Below are 18,556 nucleotides of genomic sequence, written 5' to 3' on the forward strand. Positions count from 1 at the left end.
GGAACGGGCCTGCCAGAGGAGGAAATTCCTGTTCCGCACCCTCCCGGCTTTGGGCGGGGCGTGTCAGGGTTACCTCCTTGTAACGGGACATCGCTGTGATTGACCCACCGCGCAAAACGCGGCCTTTGTTGACGGACAGAACTTATCTCGCCCCTCCTCGGTTTGCCTAGGGGCAAAAGAGGAAATGCCCCTGTTTGGGGGGTTGGTGCGATGCCACCTGCCGCATCGGGACGCATTTGCGGGGGAAATCGTCGAAACCATTCGATTGTGTCAACGTCGCAGAGAGGCGCGCGGGTGAGCCTCCGGTCAATATGTTGTGGCCGGGGGTTTTCCTTCCGGCTGCGCGGGCTGCTGTACGGATCGGCCGCGCGTGTGTAATATGTTGGTAATTGCAACAAATCGCCAATGAAGCTGAATCGGAGCACCGAACATGTCCCTCACCCCCACCCCCGCCGACAAGTTCTCCTTCGGCCTGTGGACCATCGGCTACAACGGGGCTGACCCGTTCGGCGGGCCCACCCGCCCGCAGCTGGACACCGTCGAGGCCGTCACCCGTCTCGCCGAACTCGGCGCATACGGCCTCACCTTCCACGACGACGACCTCTTCGCCTTCGGCTCCACGGATGCCGCCCGCCAGAAGGAGATCGACCGCCTCAAGCAGGTCCTCGCCGACACCGGCGTGATCGTGCCGATGGTCACCACCAACCTCTTCAGCGCCCCGGTCTTCAAGGACGGCGGCTTCACCTCCAACGACCGTGCCGTGCGCCGGTTCGCCCTGCGCAAGGTCATGCGCAACCTCGACCTCGCCGCCGAGCTCGGCGCCAAGACCTTCGTGATGTGGGGCGGCCGCGAGGGCGCCGAGTACGACGCTGCCAAGGACATCCGTGCGGCCCTGGACCGCTACCGCGAGGCCGTCAACCTGCTCGGCGACTACGTCACCGACAAGGGCTACGACATCCGTTTCGCCATCGAGCCCAAGCCCAACGAACCGCGCGGCGACATCCTGCTGCCCACGGTCGGCCACGCCATGGCGTTCATCACCACCCTCGAGCGCCCCGAACTCGTCGGCGTCAACCCCGAGGTCGGCCACGAGCAGATGGCCGGGCTGAACTTCACCGCCGGCATCGCCCAGGCGCTCTACCAGGGCAAGCTGTTCCACATCGACCTCAACGGCCAGCGCGGCATCAAGTACGACCAGGACCTGGTCTTCGGTCACGGCGACCTGCAGAACGCGTTCTCGCTGGTGGACCTGCTCGAAAACGGCGGCCCGAACGGTGGCCCGTCCTACGACGGCCCGCGTCACTTCGACTACAAGCCGAGCCGCACCGAGGACATCACCGGCGTCTGGGACTCCGCCGCCGCGAACATGCGCACCTACCTGCTGCTCAAGGAGCGTGCCGCGGCGTTCCGCGCCGACCCCGAGGTGCAGGAGCAGCTGGCCGCGTCGCGCGTGCCGGAACTGTCGCAGACGACCCTGGCCGCCGGCGAGAGCTACGACGACTTCCTCGCCGACACCAGCGCCTACGAGGACTTCGCCCCCGAGGAGTACTTCGGCGGCAAGGGCTTCGGCTTCGTACGCCTGCAGCAGCTGGCCCTGGAGCACCTGCTCGGCGCCCGCTAACCCTCAGCGCCTTCCCGCACCACCGGCCCCGGCCAGGTTCTCCTGGCCGGGGCTTCGCCCTGCCGTGAAGAACCGCACCCCATTCGCGAACCGTGAGCTAAGCACCTTCCCGAGCGAGTTTTGGGTGCTTTTCTCTCAGTTCGCGAGGAAGTCCGGCGGGCGAACTGGGACGTTACGGCGGGGGACGGCGCTGGTAGCCTGACCCGCGACAGGGGCATCGGCAAGCGGACGGGGCAGGCGCATGCGGCACACGGCAGGGATGGCACGGCGGCGTCGGCTACCGATGGTGGTGGGGCTGCTCTGCGGGCTGGCTCTCACTCTGACCGGATGCGCCGGCGCCCCCGGCGCGCCGCCGGTGGGCCCGGGAACAACCGCCGACTCTACCTCGATCGGGCTGGTGAACCTGTGGCGGGTCTCGGGAGTCGCCGAGGAGGAGGCCGACACCTGGTTGCGGCTGGACGTGCCGCATTTCGAGGTGTGGCGGGACTGCGGCATGATCATGGGCGACTGGCGGGCGACCGATACCCTGTTCCTGGCCTCCGTCAACGGAGCCAGCGACGCCTGTGCCGCCAACGGGAGCATTCCTGACGTGGCCTGGCTCGAATCGGTCACCGGGTATCAGCCGACCGACGCAGGCTGGGAACTCGTCGACGCGGACGGCACGGTGGTCGCGAGCCTGACGGTCGACGGCAAGCCGGACCCGATCCCGACCGCGGCGGACTTCTTCACCGAGCCGCCCCCGATCACGGACGCGGTGCGCGCGGACCTGCGCAGGCCGGTCGCCGTCCCCGACGGGTCAACCCCCGCCACGACCGACTCGCTGACCGGACGGTGGGTGCCGACCTCCTTCGATGGCTTCACCGAGCCGCACGTGCTCTTTGAAACGGATGGCTCCTGGACCGGATCCGACGGCTGCAACGGGAATCAGGGCCGCTGGACGGTCGATGGCGCCGGTGCCCTCCTCGCCACGGCAGGCGGGTCCACCTTGATGGGCTGCGATCTCGTCCTGGTGCCGTCCTGGGTGGCCCAGGCCAGGCTGGCCGTCATCGACGACGACCAGTTGCGGCTGCTGGACGCAGACGGTGTCGAGTTGGGCCTACTCGAGCGGGGCTGATCACCTCAGCGGAAGCTGACTCAGGACGGCACTCAGCTGCTCAGGCGTCGTCGACGCCGCTGCCGGGCGGCGGGGCGATGGTGTCCAGCTCGGCCCAGACCGCATCCGGCACGTCGATTGAGGCGTGGGCGACGGCCTCGTCGAAGCGCTCACGGTTGCGCACGCCCACCACCGTCGTGTCCACGAGCGGATGCCGCAGGCTGAATTGCAGCGCGAGCGCTGCCAGCGGGATGCCGGCCTCGACCGCGATGCGGGTGGCGGCGTCCACGGCCGCCTGGGTCTCCGGCCGGATCGGGCCGTAGGCGTAGGAGCCGGCGAACCGGGGGTCTCCGGTGAGGATCCCGGCGCCAAACGGTGCCGCGTTCTCGACGATCACGCCCCGGTCCCTGGCCGCCTGGTACAGGCTCAACGCCGAGCGGTCCACCAGGGTGAAACGGTTGTGGTTGATCAGAACGTCAAAGATGCCGGTGTCCACGAATCGCCGCATCATCGCGACCGGTCCGCCAGAGATGCCGATGTGACGGGCCACGCCCCGGTCCCGCATGGCCACGAGCGCATCCACGGCGCCGCCGGGCTGCATGACGCTCTCGAAACCGACGTTCTCGGGGTCGTGCAGAAACAGGATGTCGACGGAATCGAGGCCCAGCCGGTCGAGCGACTGCCGCAGGGATCGTTCCATCTGCGCCGCCGAGAAGTCGTTCTGCGCCACGTCACGGTCAAGCTTGGTCTGCACGACCAGTCCCGGACCGACCGAGCCGGCCAGCGCCTTTCCGATGACCTCCTCGGAGTGCGAGTCGCCGTAGATGTTGGACGTGTCGATGACGTTCGTGCTGAGCCGGCCGGCCGCCCAGGATGCGGCCAGGGCATCCGTGGCGCTGCTTTCGGCGGCACTCCGCGGCGACCAACCCGAGGTGCCGAGGGTGAGGGGAGACAACAGAAGCGCCTGCGGGCCAGCGGGCCGGGGATTGAGGGAGACCATGGGGCGAGGCTAGTCCCTCTTGCAGGAGGGCGGAGCGGATCGAGAACCCGACGAAGATCAGGGGCACCGCGATCGGCATGCAGTACCGTGTCGAGAACTGGGCGTTCGGGCGGGAGGGGCCGACCTCTTCCCGGCCTGTCGTCGCTTCCAACAGAGGATCGATCCAATGAAATTCGTTCTGGCCCCCGACTCGTTCAAGGAATCGATGACCGCGGTCGAGGCCGTCGCCGCCATGCGACGCGGTGTGCTGTCGGTGTTTCCCGACGCCGACTGCGTGGGCGTGCCCATGGCGGATGGCGGCGAGGGCACCACCGAGGCCCTGGTGGGCGCCCTGGGCGGCAGCGTCGTCAGCGCACCGGTGCACGACGCCCTCGGACGCCCCGTTCAGGCCCGGTACGGCTATGTCGCTCACGAACGACTGGCGATCATCGAGATCGCGGCCGCGGCCGGGATAACCCTGGTCGCCCTCGCCGACCGGGACCCGAAGATCACCAGCTCCTACGGCGTCGGCGAGCTGATCGGACACGCGCTGGCCCTCGGTGCGACGCGCTTCATCGTGGGTCTGGGCGGCTCGGCGACGAATGACGGCGGCGCCGGGATGCTCGAGGCTCTCGGGGCCCGTCTGCTCGACGATTCCGGGGCGGACCTGCCCCGCGGCGGTGCGGCCCTGGTGCGGCTGCACCGGATCGACCTGTCCGGCTTCGACGCGCGGCTGGCCGGCAGCACGTTCCAGATCGCCAGTGACGTCACGAATCCGCTGGTGGGGGCCGCCGGCGCCAGCGCCGTCTTCGGTCCGCAGAAGGGCGCCGACCCCGCCACGGTGCGCGAGCTCGACGCCGCACTGGGCGTGTACGCCACCGTGATCGCCGCCCTGACCGGCGCGGATGTGTCCGCCCGCCCCGGCGCCGGAGCGGCCGGTGGACTCGGGGCCGCCTTTCTGGCGTTCTTCCCGGCCGAGCTGCGCAGTGGTGTGGATCTCGTGATGGATGCTGTGCGCCTGGCCGACCTGATGGCCGGTGCCGATTTCGTCTTCACCGGCGAGGGCAGCATCGACTCCCAGACCCTGAGCGGGAAGACCCCTTTGGGCGTCGCGGAGGCGGCTGGTCTGCGCGGCGTCCCGGTCATCGCGTTCGCCGGCCGAATCGGGTCCGGCGCCGAGGTGCTCTACCAGCACGGCTTCGCCGCCCTGGTGCCCATCCTGCCGGGCGTCTCCGACCTGCCCAGCGCACTCGCCGATGGCGCGGCCAATCTTGAGCGCGCCGTCGCCACCACCTGCCGACTGCTCGCGCTGCCGCGGCGGCCCGCGACCGTTTGAACATCCCCGCCGGACCGAATATGTTTAGACCCAGAACATTTTATGTGTGAACCACCCCGGGCCGACGGCGAGGATGCCACCGACCCGCGGGTGGTGGCATATCTCCTGCAATTCTGATGCCCATCCGCACCCAGCCCCGGAAGTCCGGGGCCGACCTCGGACCGGGTCGAGAATTGCAGGAGTTGTGCCCACCACCGCGGATTTTTGAGGTTTGGAGTGCGTCATGGCGCTGGTTGCCGGAGTCGACTCGTCGACACAGAGTTGCAAGGTTGTTGTGCGGGATGCCGAGACGGGCGCGCTGGTGCGCACCGGCAAGGCGAGCCACCCGGCGGGCACCGAGGTCGATCCGGCCGCCTGGTGGGATGCCCTGCTGGCCGCCGTCGACAATGCCGGCGGGCTCGACGACGTCGCCGCCGTGTCGGTGGCCGCCCAGCAGCACGGCATGGTGGTGCTCGATGAAGACGGCCGCGTCATCCGCCCGGCCCTGCTCTGGAACGACACCCGTAGCGCGCAGGCCGCCGCCGACCTGATCGACGAGGTCGGCGCCGCGGAATACGCCCGACGCACCGGCGTCGTACCGGTGGCCTCGTTCACGGTCACCAAGCTGCGCTGGCTGCGCGATGCCGAACCGGCCAACGCCGTCAGGGTCGCCGCCGTCGCCCTCCCGCACGACTGGCTCAGCTGGCGGCTGCGCGGCTACGGCCCGGCCGGCGAAAGCGAGCTCGGCCCGGTGCTGACCGCACTGGCCACCGACCGTTCGGATGCCAGCGGCACCGGCTACTTCTCGGCCGCCCTCGATGCATACGACCGTGAGCTGCTCGTGCGCGGGCTCGGCCACGACGCCGTGCTCCCCCGGGTGCTCGGCCCTGGCGAGACCGCCGGCACCACAGTGGCCCTGCCCGGCGTGCCCGCCGGCCTCGTCGTGGGCGTGGGCGCCGGCGACAACGCCGGCGCCGCCCTGGGCCTGGGAGCCGCGGCCGGCGACGTGATCGTGTCGATCGGCACCAGCGGCACGGTCTTCGCCGTCACCGCGGTGCCCAGCGAGGATGCCTCCGGCGCCGTCGCCGGGTTCGCCGACGCCAGCGGGCTGCACCTGCCGCTGATCGCCACGCTCAACGCCGCACGCATCCTGGACTCGATCGCCGGCCTGCTCGGCGTGGACCACGATGAACTGGGCCGGCTCGCGCTGGAGGCCGAGCCCGGCGCTCAGGGCCTGGTGTTGCAGCCGTACTTCGAGGGCGAGCGCACCCCCAACCTGCCCGACGCCACGGCCTCCCTGTTCGGGCTGACCCTGGCCTCGACCACCCGGCCGAACCTGGCCAGGGCCGCGATCGAGGGGCTGCTGTGCGGGCTCGCCGACGGGCTGGACGCCGTGCGGGCGCAGGGAGTCAGCGTCGAACGCATCCTGCTGATCGGCGGAGCGGCGCAGAACCCGGCGGTGCAGTTCATCGCCGCGCAGGTGTTCGATGCGCCCGTGGCCGTGCCCACCCCCGGCGAGTACGTCGCCGACGGCGGTGCCGCCCAGGCGGCCTGGTCGCTCACGGGCACCCGCCCGGCCTGGTCCGTGGCGGTCGAGGCGCACCCCACCCCGGATTTCCGCCCGGTCATCCGCGCCCAGTACGCCGCGCACCGCGCCTGACGCCCGCATCCCGCTGTCCCATTTTCGCGAAAGCGGGGTTGTGGTCGCTTCACGTGACCCGAAGCAACCGTTACTCCGCTTTCGCGACCGACTTGGGGCCTCTTCGCCCCGGGCGCGGGGTACGGCATTTCGCGAAAGCGGGGTTGTGGTCGCTTCACGTGACCCGAAGCAACCGTTACTCCGCTTTCGCGAAATGGGCCGGGAACTGACGACGCTAGCTGGTGGGGATCCAGACGCGCATGCCGCCGGGTGCGCGGTTGCCCCAGCGGTAGTACGGCACCGCGGTCACCGTGATCGCGCCGCCGGCAGACCCGGCAGGATCAGCGAACCCCACAGACCCGGCAGGTCCCGCCTGCCCGGCCACCGGGTAGAGCTCCTCCGAGTGCGACGCCCGGCGTGACCCGGCGATCCGCACCAGCGGCAACCCCAGGAGCGGGTCGACGGGGCCGAGTTCGGCGGGCACAGCGGCATCCACGACGAAATCCTCGAGCACCAGCGACTCGGGCAGGTCGGCCTGTTCGAGCGCGTAGACCAGCGGCCCGCGCGTCACCACGACGCAGCCGCGCACCGCATCCACCTGCGGATGCGCCCGTCTCAGCCGCACGGGCATCTCCAGCACCAGCTCGATCGAGCGGAGGTCCGTCCCCGCCACCCGCAGGTAGCCGCCGGTCATCGCAGGCTTCACAGCATCCCCGTTCACCCTCAGCCGCCAGGACTCCGCCCAGCCGGGCACCCGCAGGGCCACCTCGCCGCCGCTGAACGGCGCGTCGAACTCGATCGCCACCACCCCGTCGACCGGGTAGCCGGTGTTGATCCGGGCCACGGTCGCCACACCGCCGACCTCGCCGAGCTCGATGGTGCCGGTCTCGTAGAGGTGCAGTTGCAGGGAGCCGTCAGCGGTCGTCGCCGCGTAGTGCTGCAGCGACGAGACCAGCCGGGCCAGGTTGGGCGGGCAGCAGGCGCAGTCGTACCAGCCCACCCGGCGGTCCGGGGCCTGCTCGTGGGCGCCGTCCCGGTGGGTGCGCACCTGCAGCGGGTTGGAGTAGAAGAACGCGGTGCCATCACTCGTGGTCGATCCGGCGACGGCGTTGTACAGCGCGCGTTCGATCTCGTCGGCGAACCGGCCCTCGCCGGTGAGCAGCAGCATCCGCCAGTTGAACTGCACGCTGGAGATCGCGGCGCAGGTTTCGGAGTACGCCCGGTCCGGCGGCAGCTCGAACGGGTCGCCGAAGGCCTCGTCGCGGTGCCGGGAGCCGAGACCGCCGGTGACGTACATCTTGCTCTGGTGCACGTCAGTCCAGATGCGTTCGAGGGCGGCGAGCAGCTCGGGGTCGCCGTCCTCCGCGTAGACGTCGGCCACACCGGCGGCCAGGTACAGCTGGCGCACCGAGTGCCCGGTGGCGCCGGGCACCATCCGTACCGGTTCGTGGTCCTGGAAGTAGCCGTAGCCGAACCGGTCCTCGCCCACGCTCCGGTGGCCACGCAGGTCGATGAAGCGCTGGGCGAGCTCGAGCCAGCGCCGCTGTCCGGTCACCCGGTACACCTCGACGAGGGCTGTCTCGATCTCCGGATGCCCGCAGACCGCGTCAACGCCGCCCGCGCCGAAGCGCTGCTCGACCAGTCCGGCGAATCGCAGCCCCACCTCGAGCAGGTCGGTGCGCCCGCGGGTGCGCTGCCACGCCACCCCGGCCTGCAGCAGGTGCCCGAGGCAGTACAGCTCGTGGCCCCAGCGGAGGTCGGCGAACTGTTCGTCGGGCTTGGCCACCTGGAAGAACGAGTCCAGGTAGCCGTCGTCCTGCTGCGCCGCCTCCAGCAGCGCCACGGTGTCGTCGACGAAACCGGCGAAGGCCCCGGCCCCGCCACCGGCACGCCCGGCCTCCCAGCCGATGGCCTCGAGCACCTTGTAGACGTCGGAGTCGGCGAAGACGAAGCCGCGGAAGATTCCACTCTCCAGGCCGGCCGCGATCCGCAGGTTGGCCAGTGCGCCCGACTGCTCGAGCTGCTCCACACAGTGCGCCAGGGTGGCGTCCCGGTTCACCCGCTGCCAACTGGCGAGCTGCCCGGTTCCGGTGAGGTTCACCGCGTCGAGGGGTAGCGGGCGGAGCACGCTGTGCGCCCCGGCGAGCGGGCTGACGGGTCCGTTGATGGGCATGAGAGCTCCTGTGACTAGTGGCGAAAAGCAAACGGCGGGGCGGCTATTCCCAGTCCGCGACCGGCCAGCCATCGTCCCAGCGAAGCGGGATGAGGCCGAGTTGGAAGGCGCCGTCCAGGCCGGCGTCGTAATAGTGGAAGGCGAGGGTGCCGCCGGACACCGACTGACCGCCGGGGCCGACCCTGTCCCCGTCGCTGGAGAGCAGCGGAGTGCCACCGTCGTCCAGCAGCGCGGCGCCGTTGGCGTCCAGGTACGGTCCGTCCACGGTGTCCGACCGTCCGACGGCGATGTTGTAAGTGCTGTCCACGCCGCGGCAACAGAAGTCCCGGGAGAAGAACAGGTAGAAGTAGTCGTCGTGCGCGAGCAGGAACGGCGCCTCGAGAGCGTTCACGGCCAGGTCGCGGTCCGCGAGCAACACCGGTTCGGCGTCGTCGGCGCGCAGCCCGCTCGGCCACTCGAGTTCGACGAGGTGCAGCCCGGAGGAGAATGAGCCGAAGCTCAGCCAGGGTGTTCCGGCGGCATCCTCGACCACCCCGCCGTCGATCGCGTTATAGCCGGTGCCAACGGAGGTGATCACCTCGCCCCGGTCGACCCACTCGTAGCCGGCCGCATCCGGATCGAGGGTGCTGTTGGTCGCCAAGGCGATCACCGAGGTGTTCGTGCCGAACAGCGAAGCAGAGTAGTACAGGTACCAGGTGCCGTCGTGCTGATAGAGCTCCGGCGCCCACAGGTTGTCGACTCCGGGTACCGCCTCCACCAGCCAGTCCGGCTTCTCCTGCCAGACCTCGCCGACGTACTCCCAGTCCAGCCCGTCGACGGAGCGGCGGATCTGGATGTTGCCGTCCGCGATCTGCCCGTTGCCGGTGGAGTACACGTACGACGCCTCACCATCGGCCCCAGCCACGTAGGCGGGGTCGTGGGTGGCGATGTCACCGCTGAGCTCGCGGGCCCCCTGCTCGGCCGAGCAACCGCTCAGCACGACCAGGAGCACCGCGGCCAGGGTCAGGACGAACAGGCCCGCGAGCGTGCCCGCCTGACCCGTTCGTCCTAACCGAGCGCGATCGCCGACCATGAGACGGGAGGCAGCGTCACCGTGAGCGTGCCGTCGGCGATGACCGCGCCGGCGAGGTCCTTCAGACCCACCCGGTTCTGGTCGGCCAGCGTGTTCTTCGCGTACGGGTCGGCGTCGTGCAGGGTGACGGCTTCCGTGATGGCGGATGCGCCGAGCCCGGACACGTCGATGGCCACCTCGATCGATTCGGTCTGACTGCGGTTCACCAGGAACACCGCGCTCGTGCCGGTCTCGGCGTCAGCGGTCACGACCGAGTCCACCAGCGGGGCGGCGCCGTACACGGCGGTGTCGTAGGTACCGACGTCGATGCGGGGCGTGAGCACCTCGCCGCGGGCGAGCCTGGAGGTCACCGAGAACGGGAAGAACGTGGTCTGGCGCCAGGAGGCTCCACCGGGTTCGGTCATGATCGGGGCGATCACGTTCACCAGCTGGGCCAGCGAGGCCGAACCGACCCTGTCGTGGTTCTGCAGCAGGGTGATCAGCAGGTTGCCGAGCACGACGGCATCCGCCACCGAGTAGACGTCCTCGAGCTGGCGCGGCGCGAAACGCCACTCGTCGTTGACCTCCTCGGAGTCGCGGTGCTCGTCGAGGTACCAGATGTTCCACTCGTCGAAGGAGAGCTGGATGGTCTTCTGGCTGCGCAGCCGGTGCTTGACGTGGTCGGCGGTGGCCACGACGGTGTCGATGAAGTACTTCATCTCCAGCGACGACGCCAGGTACGAGTCCAGGTCGCCGTTGCGCTCCTGGTAGTAGGCGTGGCAGGAGATGTAGTCGACCGACTCGTAGCTGTGCTCGAGCACCACTCGCTCCCACTCACCGAAGGTGGGCATCGCCGAGCCGGAGGATCCGCAGACCACGAGCTCCAGCGACGGGTCGGCGGTCTTCATCGCCGAGGCGGTGCGAGCCGCGATCTTGCCGTAGTCGTCGGAGGACATGTGGCCGACCTGCCACGGGCCGTCCATCTCGTTGCCGAGGCACCACATGCGGATGTCGTACGGTTCGGTCTTGCCGTTCGCGACGCGCTCGTCGGCCAGGGCGGTGCCGGCCTCGCCGTTGGCGTATTCAAGCAGGTCGAGAGCCGATTCGATACCGCGGGTGCCGAGGTTCACGGCCATCATCAGTTCGGAGCCGGTCAGTTCGCACCAGCGGCCGAACTCCTCCAGGCCCACCTGGTTGCTCTCCAGCGAGTGCCAGGCCAGGTCGCGGCGCACGGGGCGCCGGTCGCGGGGGCCCACGCCGTCTTCCCACTTGTAGCCGGAGACGAAGTTGCCGCCGGGGTAGCGGATGGTGGTGGAGCCCAGCTCCTTGACCAGGTCGACCACGTCGAGGCGGAAACCGTCCTCGTTGGCGGTGGGGTGGTCGGGCTCGTAGATCCCGTCATAGACGCAGCGGCCGAGGTGCTCCACGAAGGAGCCGAAGATGCGCCGGTTGATGGTGGCGACCACATTGGTGCGGTCGATACTGATTCGTGCGGTGGTCATGGAGATCGTGTCCTATCTGTGCAGCGTTGACAAAGTGGGGCGAAGTCGGGTGAAGCGAGGGAAATAGTGGAAAGCGGTTGGGAGGCGGTTCAGGCCAGCGACGCGCGCCGGGCGGGCGCGAGCGGCAGGGCACCGTCTTCATTGCGCACGGCGCCGTGCGCGGGGTGCGCGGCGTCCAGGGCGGCGAGCCGGTGGTCGATGAGCCAACCGGCCACGAACAACGGCGCCGAGGCTCCGATGAGCGGCATCAGCACGCCGAACTGGAACAGGGCGAGCGTGAGCGCCCCCAGGGCCAGGATCAGGGACAGGCTCAGCAGCGGGGACACGAACGGCAGCACGAACGCGTACCGCCAGATCGACCGGGCAGAGTCGCGGTAGCGGGTGCAGATCGTGATCGCCGAGAACGCCGCGAGCAGGGTGCCGACCGAGACCACGACGAGCAGAACGAGGAGCACGGCGCTGACCGGGCTGCCGGCCACCGCGGTGGTCTGGAAGGCCACCAGGTCGAGGAAGACCAGCACCGCGGCGAGCTGGAACGGGATTGCGACGACCGCGAGGTGCCAGAACTGGGCTCGATAGGCGGTGATGAAGTCCCGCACCAGCCTGTCACTGGGTTGTCCGGCGCGTAGCCGGCCGAGCAGGATCGATGCGGCCGTGGCCGCAGGGAACACACCCAGCACGATCAGCCCGGCGAGAGTGCCCGCGATGAAGAGCAGGTTGATCACCACGAGCGCGATCGCGAACCGCAGCCAGTGCATCAGCTTCCCGGCCCAACCGATGGAGTAGTCGTCCATGTCAGGCGCCTCTCGTGCCGAACCAGGCCACTCCGTCGGCGGCAAGGCCGCTGAAGGAGAGGGCGGGCCTGGCATTCGCCCAGTCCCAGCTGGCGAAGACCACGGCGTCGAGTTCGGTGCCGGATGCGGCGCCGCTTGTGTCGGCGCCGCCGACCACGAGCCGCACGAGTTCGGTGCTGCCGTCGAAGAGCCGCTCGGGCGCATCCGCGGTCACCGTGCGCGCCGGTGCGACGGAGACAGTGTCGGCGTTCACCAGGGCACTGGACTCCGGGGCCAGGCGCACCGCACGCCACGGACCGGCCAGGCTCACCGGTGCGGCCAGACGCTCCGCATCGGCACCGGCGAACGGTTGCGGCGAGACGACGGGCCAGCCGGCGTCGGTGAAGAAGGTGCGCCGCAGCTGCACGACGTGCTGGCTGGGGTCGTCGGCGAAGCGCACGTGGTGCACCATGAAGTACTCGTCGACGCCCGTGCCCGGCTCGATCAGGATCGAGTTGTGCCCGGGAGCGAGCCAGCCCGTGTCGTCACCGAACCGGTGGCTGCCGAGCACCTTGGTGCCGATCAGTGCCGCATCGGTGTCGAGGTCGGTCATCGAGTGGCCGAGCAGGTCGGTGTACGGGCCGGTGATCTCCGCGGCCACGGCCACGCGCACGTTGTAGCTGTCGAAGAGCGAGTCGTAGGAGCAGAACAGCACGTAGCGGTCCTCTTCGCGGCGGTAGACGATGAAGGCGCCTTCGATCGCCCGGTCCACCGACACCGGCCGGCGGGCGATGAGGGCGCCCAGGTCGCCCGGCGTCTGCGGCCGGCCTGTCGCGGGGTTCAGCGGCAGCGTGTAGATGCCGGAGAAGAACGACCCGTAGGTCAGCCACGGGGTGCCGGACCTGTCCACCGTGACGGCCGCGTCGATCGCGTTCTGGCTGTCGGTACCGGCCCGGGTGGCCACAACGACGCCGCGGTCTTCCCACGGTCCGGCCAGCCGGCTCGCCACGGCCAGGCCGATGGCCGATGTGCTCGAACCGAAGGTGGAGGCCGAGTAGTACATGTGCCACCGCACGTCGGCAGCGTCGTCACCGGCAGCATCGCTCGGGGCGGCGCCGGGTGCCGGCCAGCGCACGACCTCCGGCGCCCAGAGTCCGGGCGCCTGGCTCCACTCGAATGCGGGGGCGGGCACGCCGTCCAGGGCGGTGCCCACGAAGGTCCAGTGCACGAGGTCGTCCGAGCGGCGCACGTGCACTCCGGCCGGCACCGAGTCGGCGCCGGCGGCGGCATCCGTGGAGAACATGTACCAGGTGCCGTCGGTGTCGCGCACGACGGTGGGGTCGTGGGCGTTGCGGGTGCCCCAGGCTGCCGGGTCGCCGGCGGGGGCCGGCGCCAGGCTGCGCAGCGTCTCGCCGGGCAGGGTCTGGTCGATGAGGGTCATGGTCAGCCCTTCCCGCCGGTGAGGGCGACGGATTCGATGATCTGGCGCTGGAAGATGATGAATACGATCAGCACGGGCAGCAGCGCGATGAAGGACGCCGCCATGATCAGCGGGTAGTCGGTCTGGCTGGCGTACTGGGCGTTGAAGCTCGCGATCACGAGCTGCAGGGTCTGCTTCTCCGGCGTGTTCAGGTAGATGATCGGGGCCAGGTAGTCGTTCCACACGGCCATGAACCAGAGGATGAACTGGGCGGCCATGGCGGGGCGGATGGCCGGGAAGATCAGCCTGCTGAAGATCTGCAGGTAGGAAGCGCCGTCGAGCTTGGCGGCCTCGATGATCGAGTCCGGCACGTTCTCGAGGTACTGCTTGAGGAAGAAGATCATGATGATGTTGCCGAACAGGCCCGGCACGATCAGCGGCAGCAGGGTGTCGACCCAGCCGATCTCGGCGAAGACCATGAACTGCGGGATCATGATGGTCGGGAACGGGATCATCAGGCCGGCCAGCAGCATGAGGAACACGGCGTTCTTGAATGGCATCCGCATCTTCGCGAAGGCGAACGCGGCGATCGATGAGGTGAGCGAGCCGATCACGGTGACGGTGCCGGCCACGATCAGGCTGTTCCGGATGCCGCTGAGCAGCGGCCCCGCCGACCAGACCCGTAGGTAGTTCTCCCACACCACCGGGTCCGGGATCCACTGCGGCGGCAGCGCGAAGATGGCGTCGTGGGTCTTCAGCGAGGTGGAGAAGGTCCAGATCAGCGGGCCGAGCATCACGACCGCGCCGAGCGAGAGGATCAGCGTGACGAGCACGTTGCCGAGCTTGTACCGAGTGGTGCGGGTCAGGGCGTGACCTTTACCGTCCGGTGTGCGGCCGGGGCGGCTGGCCGGGCTGTTGGGGATTCCGCCCTGCGGGTCGAGCAGCGGGGCGCCGGCCTGGACTGCGCCGGGAAGGGAAGTTGATGTACTCACGGTGGCAACCTTCAGTCAATCGAGAACTGGTTGCGGCGGTTGAGCCGGAATTGGATGACGGTGACGATGAAGATGATCAGTCCGAGCACGATGGACATGGCCGATGCGTAGCCCATGTGCAGGTTGTTGAAGGCCTGGCGCCAGATGTACCAAACGATGGAGGCCGAGCTGAATTCGGGGCCACCGAGCGGGGTCATGATGTTGATCTCGATGAAGATCTGCGAACCGCCGATGATGCTGGTGACGACGAGGAAGAAGGTGACCGGGCGCACCATCGGGAGGGTGATGTTGCGGAACTGCTGCCAGGTGCCGGCCCCGTCGAGGGCGGCGGCCTCGTAGAGGTACCGGGGCACCGATTGCAGCGCGGCCAGGTAGAGCAGCATGGAGTAGCCCAGGCCCTTCCAGGTGGCCATGATGATCAGCGCGGGCTTGACGGTGTCCTTATCGGCGAGCCAGTTCGGGCCCTGAATACCGACCAGGTCGAGGACCTGGTTGACCAGGCCGAAGTCGCCGTTGTAGGCCCACTGCCACATGATGGCGATCGCGGCGATCGAGGAGATCACCGGGACGTAGTAGACGGTGCGGAAGAACGTGATGCCGCGCATCTTGCGGTTGAGCCCGAGAGCCAGGGCCATCGAGAGCACGAGGCCGATCGGGATGCCGATCATCAGGAACAGCGTGTTCCACATCGATTTGAGGAAGTACGGGTCGTTCCACATCTTGATGTAGTTGTCGAGCCCGTTGAACTTCGGCGCCGCGAGTCCGTTCCAGCTCGTGAACGACGCGTAGACCGAGTACAGCAGCGGGTAGAGCGTGAAGAGCAGGAACCCGATCAGGGGGATCGCGATGAACAAGAGCGCGATCTGCTGCTCACGCCGATGTAGACGGGAGCGGCGGGGCTTCGTGCGAAGAACTGTGGTGGACATCAGCGATCTTCCTTGACTTGATTCCGAGAACGGGGGCCGGCGAGGGCCGGGGGCGGATGCCGCGGCCACGCGTGGAGAGCGCGGCCGCGGCATCCGGGGCGGTATTAGCCGATACCGGCCTGGAGGTTGGCGTCGTCCAGGAATGCCTGCATCTTGGGCTGCGCCTCCTTGAGGTAGTCAGCGGCGGTCTGCGTGCCGTCGAGCACCGGCTGGATGTTGGTGAACAGCTCGTCATACCACTCGGCGTTGTAGGTGTTGTTCGCCGGCAGCGCGCGACCGTAGCCGTTGACGATGTCGAGGAACTCCTGCTTGTTGGCCGGCTTGGTGGTCGAGTCGGCCACCCAGGTGTCGGCCATGTCCTTGAGGTTCGGGATCTGCACCCCGGCGTCGACGAGGGTCTGCTGCGCCGTGACATCGGCGGAGAGGTATTCGACGAGCTTGGCGGAGAGCTCGGGGTCTTCGGTCGTGCTGCCGACGGCGATGCCGAGCGAGCCGACCCAGGTGGCGGACTCACCGGTCTTGCCGGCCGGGTAGGGAATCAGGTCCCAGTCGAAGTCGAGCTCGGCGTAGGTGGAGACGTCCCACGGGCCCACCGGGAAGAACGCGATCTGGCCGCTCATCCAGCGCTGGTAGGTGTCGAGGGTCTGCGCCTGCGAGGTGGACGGGGTGATGCCCTCCACGTTGGACAGGTCCGCGAACCACTGCAGCGCCTCGGCGAATTCCGGGGTGTCAACGGTGACCTTGGTGCGGTCCTTGTTGAGGAAGTCGGCGCCGTTCGACCAGGCGAAGGACTGCAGGCTCCACTGCACGTTGAGGCCGGTGCCCCACTGGTCCAGCTCGCCGTCGCCGTTGAGGTCGACGGTGAGCTGCTTGGAGATGTCGACGAACTCCTGCAGGGTCAGGGGGGTGTCCACATCGGGAAGCGGGATACCGGCGGCCTCGAACATGGACTTGTTGTACCCGAAGGAGAACGGGCCGACATCCTTGGGCAGCGCATAAATGGCGCCCTCGCCGACCAGGCTGCCGTCGAAGCGGTAGCTGTCCACGCCGTATTCCCAGATGTTGTCGAGGTCGAGGGTGTCCGACCCTTCGACGTACTCGGTGATGTCGAGGACGACGCCGTTGTTCACGTAGGCCTGGATGTCGCCCTGGGCGATGTAGAACACGTCCGGGATCTGCTTGCCGGCGATGGCCGCCTTGAGCTTGGTCGCGTAGTCATCGGCGGTCGTGCTGATGATCTTGACCTTGACGTCGTTGGCCTTTTCGAAGGCCTTGATGGCCGTCGTGTACGCGGCCTTCTCGTCTTCGCCGCCGCGGAACATGAATGTGAGCTGCTTCTCACCGGTGTCTGCTGCTCCTGCCGAGCATCCGCTGAGCAAGAGGCCGGTCGTAGCGATCATTGCTACGGAAGCGGCGATAAGACGTGACTTCTTCATCACGTAGTCCTTCCCGATTGGCTGTGCTGTGAGTGTGATGCCACGGCCCGACGGGACGGACATCCATTGTCCAAAACGTTTTACAACGTTGTAACAGTATGTCAGGCTCGAAGCAATCGCAACGAATTCCAGGAAAAAATTCCAACGTTGCAATAAACGTTACCGTCCCGTTGCCCGCCGCAGCCGGGGCGGCCCACCGAACCGGAGCCTCTCGATGTCCCTCGAATTCCCCGCTGACCTGGCCACGAACCACGCCGCCTACCCCGTCACCGACCGACCCCCGATGGGTTGGAACTCCTGGGATTGTTACGGCACAACAGTCACGGAGGCCGAGGTCCTGGCCAACGCCGAATACATGGCCGAACACCTGCTGCGCTTCGGCTGGGACACCATCGTCGTCGACATCGCCTGGTACGACCCCGCCGCCCGCGCCGGCGGCTACAACGACGATCCCGGCATCGAGATGGATGCCTGGGGCCGCCAGCTGCCCGCGACCAACCGGTTCCCGTCGGCGGCCGGCGGCGCCGGCTTCGCCCCGCTCGCCGCCCGGGTGCACGCGCTCGGCCTGCGCTTCGGGCTGCACATCATGCGCGGGATCCCGCGCACCGCGGTGGCCGGCGCCGTGCCGGTGTTCGGCCTGCCCGGGGTGAGCGCCGCCGACATCGCCGATCCGGACTCCGTCTGCACCTGGAACCCCGACAACATGGGCCTGAACCACGACCACCCCGGCGCGCAGGCCTACTACGACGCTCAGGTCGCCCAGTTCGCCGCCTGGGGCGTTGACTTCATCAAGGCCGACGACATGCTGGCCCCGTACCACTCCCGGGAAATCGAGGCCTATGCCCGCGCCATCGCCCGGTCGGGGCGACCGATCACGCTCAGCCTCTCCCCCGGCACCGACCTGTCGCTCGCGCACCGTGAGCACCTGGCCGGCCACGCCGAATTCTGGCGGGTCTCCGACGACCTCTGGGATCGCTGGGAGGACATCTACGACCAGTTCGGCCGCCTCGCCCGCTGGGCGCCGCACCAGCGCCCGGGCGCCTGGGCCGACGCCGACATGCTGCCGCTCGGGCGCATCGGCATCCGCGCCGAGCGTGGCGAAGACCGGATGAGCCGGCTCACCGCCGACGAGCAACGCACCATGCTTACCCTGTGGTGCCTGGCCCGGTCCCCGCTGATGTTCGGCGGCGACCTTCCGTCAACCCCGGCGGAGACCCTGGCGCTGCTCACCAATGCGGCAGTGCTGCGCATGCACCGGGACTCGCATGGGCAGCGCGAACTCTGGCGGGAGGGTGACACCGTGGTGTGGAGCTCGGTCGCCGGGTCGCCGGAGGACACCGGCGCGGCGGGAGCGCCCGCGGCCGTCTACGTAGCCGTGTTCAACACCGGGGAGACCGCACGGGACATCCGGCTGCCGCTGTCGGCGCTGGGGGTGCCGGCGACCACCGCCGGTGCCACCGACCTCTGGGACGGGCGGTCGCTCGAGGTGGCGGGCGGCGAGCTCACCGTAGCCGTGCCGGCGCATGGCACCCGGCTGGTGCTCTTCGGCAGCCCGCCCGCCTGACAACCGCTTGGCCGTCAGCACGGTAGCGCTGGACGGCCGGTGATTCCGATAAGGTTCGGAAAAGCCGGGGGA

General features: G+C 68.8%; 14 protein-coding genes. 5 read left to right on the forward strand and 9 right to left on the reverse strand.

All coding sequences use genetic code 11. The annotated features are described in order from the left end of the window. The first annotated feature begins 430 nt into the window (after positions 1-430). Together xylA and CXY76_RS08500 are read left to right on the forward strand one after the other, a co-directional pair. On the forward strand, positions 431-1,621 hold the full coding sequence (gene xylA, locus CXY76_RS08495) for a xylose isomerase (RefSeq protein WP_104163802.1): 1,191 nt from the start codon (positions 431-433) through the stop codon (positions 1,619-1,621). Between the two features lie 259 nt (positions 1,622-1,880). Then, positions 1,881-2,735: an META domain-containing protein gene (locus CXY76_RS08500; RefSeq protein ID WP_158253864.1), complete on the forward strand. Its 855-nt coding sequence runs from the start codon at positions 1,881-1,883 to the stop codon at positions 2,733-2,735. Positions 2,736-2,775: 40 nt separating this feature from the next. Here the strand turns inward: CXY76_RS08500 and CXY76_RS08505 are convergent, their stop codons facing one another. Then, positions 2,776-3,714 (reverse strand): aldo/keto reductase, encoded by a 939-nt coding sequence (locus CXY76_RS08505; protein WP_104163804.1) that lies wholly within the window; start codon positions 3,712-3,714, stop codon positions 2,776-2,778. A 166-nt stretch (positions 3,715-3,880) separates the two neighbouring features. Here CXY76_RS08505 and CXY76_RS08510 point away from each other — a divergent pair, with 166 nt between their 5' ends. Then, positions 3,881-5,029 (forward strand): glycerate kinase, encoded by a 1,149-nt coding sequence (locus CXY76_RS08510; RefSeq protein WP_104163805.1) that lies wholly within the window; start codon positions 3,881-3,883, stop codon positions 5,027-5,029. Positions 5,030-5,252: 223 nt separating this feature from the next. After that, positions 5,253-6,668 (forward strand): xylulokinase, encoded by a 1,416-nt coding sequence (xylB, locus tag CXY76_RS08515; RefSeq protein ID WP_104163806.1) that lies wholly within the window; start codon positions 5,253-5,255, stop codon positions 6,666-6,668. A 214-nt stretch (positions 6,669-6,882) separates the two neighbouring features. Here the strand turns inward: xylB and CXY76_RS08520 are convergent, their stop codons facing one another. The 8 genes from CXY76_RS08520 to CXY76_RS08555 form a co-directional block, all read right to left on the reverse strand. Then, positions 6,883-8,820, reverse strand: a complete 1,938-nt coding sequence (locus tag CXY76_RS08520; RefSeq protein ID WP_104163807.1) for a glycoside hydrolase family 127 protein — start codon at positions 8,818-8,820, stop codon at positions 6,883-6,885. 43 nt (positions 8,821-8,863) lie between these two features. Further along, a complete protein-coding gene (locus CXY76_RS08525) occupies positions 8,864-9,892 on the reverse strand; it encodes an arabinan endo-1,5-alpha-L-arabinosidase (RefSeq protein WP_104163808.1) in 1,029 nt (342 codons plus the stop codon). Continuing rightward, entirely contained in the window at positions 9,868-11,373 is a 1,506-nt protein-coding gene (locus CXY76_RS08530) for an alpha-N-arabinofuranosidase (RefSeq protein WP_104163809.1), read from the reverse strand. The genes CXY76_RS08525 and CXY76_RS08530 overlap by 25 nt, the downstream gene beginning before the upstream one ends. 89 nt (positions 11,374-11,462) lie before the next feature. Next, positions 11,463-12,167: a YesL family protein gene (locus tag CXY76_RS08535; RefSeq protein WP_158253865.1), complete on the reverse strand. Its 705-nt coding sequence runs from the start codon at positions 12,165-12,167 to the stop codon at positions 11,463-11,465. A gap of 1 nt (position 12,168) precedes the next feature. Then, positions 12,169-13,587 carry an arabinan endo-1,5-alpha-L-arabinosidase gene (locus CXY76_RS08540; protein WP_104163811.1) on the reverse strand — a complete coding sequence of 473 codons (1,419 nt, stop codon included), beginning with the start codon at positions 13,585-13,587 and terminating at the stop codon, positions 12,169-12,171. Between the two features lie 2 nt (positions 13,588-13,589). Continuing rightward, complete coding sequence (locus CXY76_RS08545; RefSeq protein WP_369826111.1) at positions 13,590-14,558, reverse strand: carbohydrate ABC transporter permease; 969 nt, start codon at positions 14,556-14,558, stop codon at positions 13,590-13,592. 11 nt (positions 14,559-14,569) lie between these two features. Further along, complete coding sequence (locus CXY76_RS08550) at positions 14,570-15,484, reverse strand: carbohydrate ABC transporter permease (protein ID WP_104163812.1); 915 nt, start codon at positions 15,482-15,484, stop codon at positions 14,570-14,572. A gap of 104 nt (positions 15,485-15,588) precedes the next feature. Then, positions 15,589-16,920, reverse strand: coding sequence for a sugar ABC transporter substrate-binding protein (locus CXY76_RS08555; RefSeq protein ID WP_104163813.1), 1,332 nt, complete (start codon positions 16,918-16,920; stop codon positions 15,589-15,591). 214 nt (positions 16,921-17,134) lie between these two features. Between CXY76_RS08555 and CXY76_RS08560 the strand changes: the two genes are divergently transcribed. Next, entirely contained in the window at positions 17,135-18,484 is a 1,350-nt protein-coding gene (locus CXY76_RS08560) for a glycoside hydrolase family 27 protein (protein ID WP_233199661.1), read from the forward strand. Positions 18,485-18,556 lie beyond the last annotated feature (72 nt).

Origin of the sequence: Cryobacterium sp. N22 (assembly GCF_002929555.1) — a bacterium.
In the GTDB taxonomy this organism is placed as follows: domain Bacteria; phylum Actinomycetota; class Actinomycetes; order Actinomycetales; family Microbacteriaceae; genus Cryobacterium.

Excerpts from the sequence above, each read along its gene's own strand:
- xylB (WP_104163806.1), top strand. The coding sequence starts at position 5,253 with ATGGCGCTGGTTGCCGGAGTCGACTCGTCGACACAGAGTTGCAAGGTT.
- CXY76_RS08525 (WP_104163808.1), bottom strand. The coding sequence starts at position 9,892 with ATGGTCGGCGATCGCGCTCGGTTAGGACGAACGGGTCAGGCGGGCACG.
- CXY76_RS08555 (WP_104163813.1), bottom strand. The coding sequence starts at position 16,920 with ATGAAGAAGTCACGTCTTATCGCCGCTTCCGTAGCAATGATCGCTACG.
- CXY76_RS08520 (WP_104163807.1), bottom strand. The coding sequence starts at position 8,820 with ATGCCCATCAACGGACCCGTCAGCCCGCTCGCCGGGGCGCACAGCGTG.
- CXY76_RS08550 (WP_104163812.1), bottom strand. The coding sequence starts at position 15,484 with ATGTCCACCACAGTTCTTCGCACGAAGCCCCGCCGCTCCCGTCTACAT.
- CXY76_RS08505 (WP_104163804.1), bottom strand. The coding sequence starts at position 3,714 with ATGGTCTCCCTCAATCCCCGGCCCGCTGGCCCGCAGGCGCTTCTGTTG.
- CXY76_RS08510 (WP_104163805.1), top strand. The coding sequence starts at position 3,881 with ATGAAATTCGTTCTGGCCCCCGACTCGTTCAAGGAATCGATGACCGCG.
- CXY76_RS08530 (WP_104163809.1), bottom strand. The coding sequence starts at position 11,373 with ATGACCACCGCACGAATCAGTATCGACCGCACCAATGTGGTCGCCACC.
- CXY76_RS08540 (WP_104163811.1), bottom strand. The coding sequence starts at position 13,587 with ATGACCCTCATCGACCAGACCCTGCCCGGCGAGACGCTGCGCAGCCTG.
- CXY76_RS08535 (WP_158253865.1), bottom strand. The coding sequence starts at position 12,167 with ATGGACGACTACTCCATCGGTTGGGCCGGGAAGCTGATGCACTGGCTG.
- CXY76_RS08500 (WP_158253864.1), top strand. The coding sequence starts at position 1,881 with ATGGCACGGCGGCGTCGGCTACCGATGGTGGTGGGGCTGCTCTGCGGG.
- CXY76_RS08560 (WP_233199661.1), top strand. The coding sequence starts at position 17,135 with ATGTCCCTCGAATTCCCCGCTGACCTGGCCACGAACCACGCCGCCTAC.
- xylA (WP_104163802.1), top strand. The coding sequence starts at position 431 with ATGTCCCTCACCCCCACCCCCGCCGACAAGTTCTCCTTCGGCCTGTGG.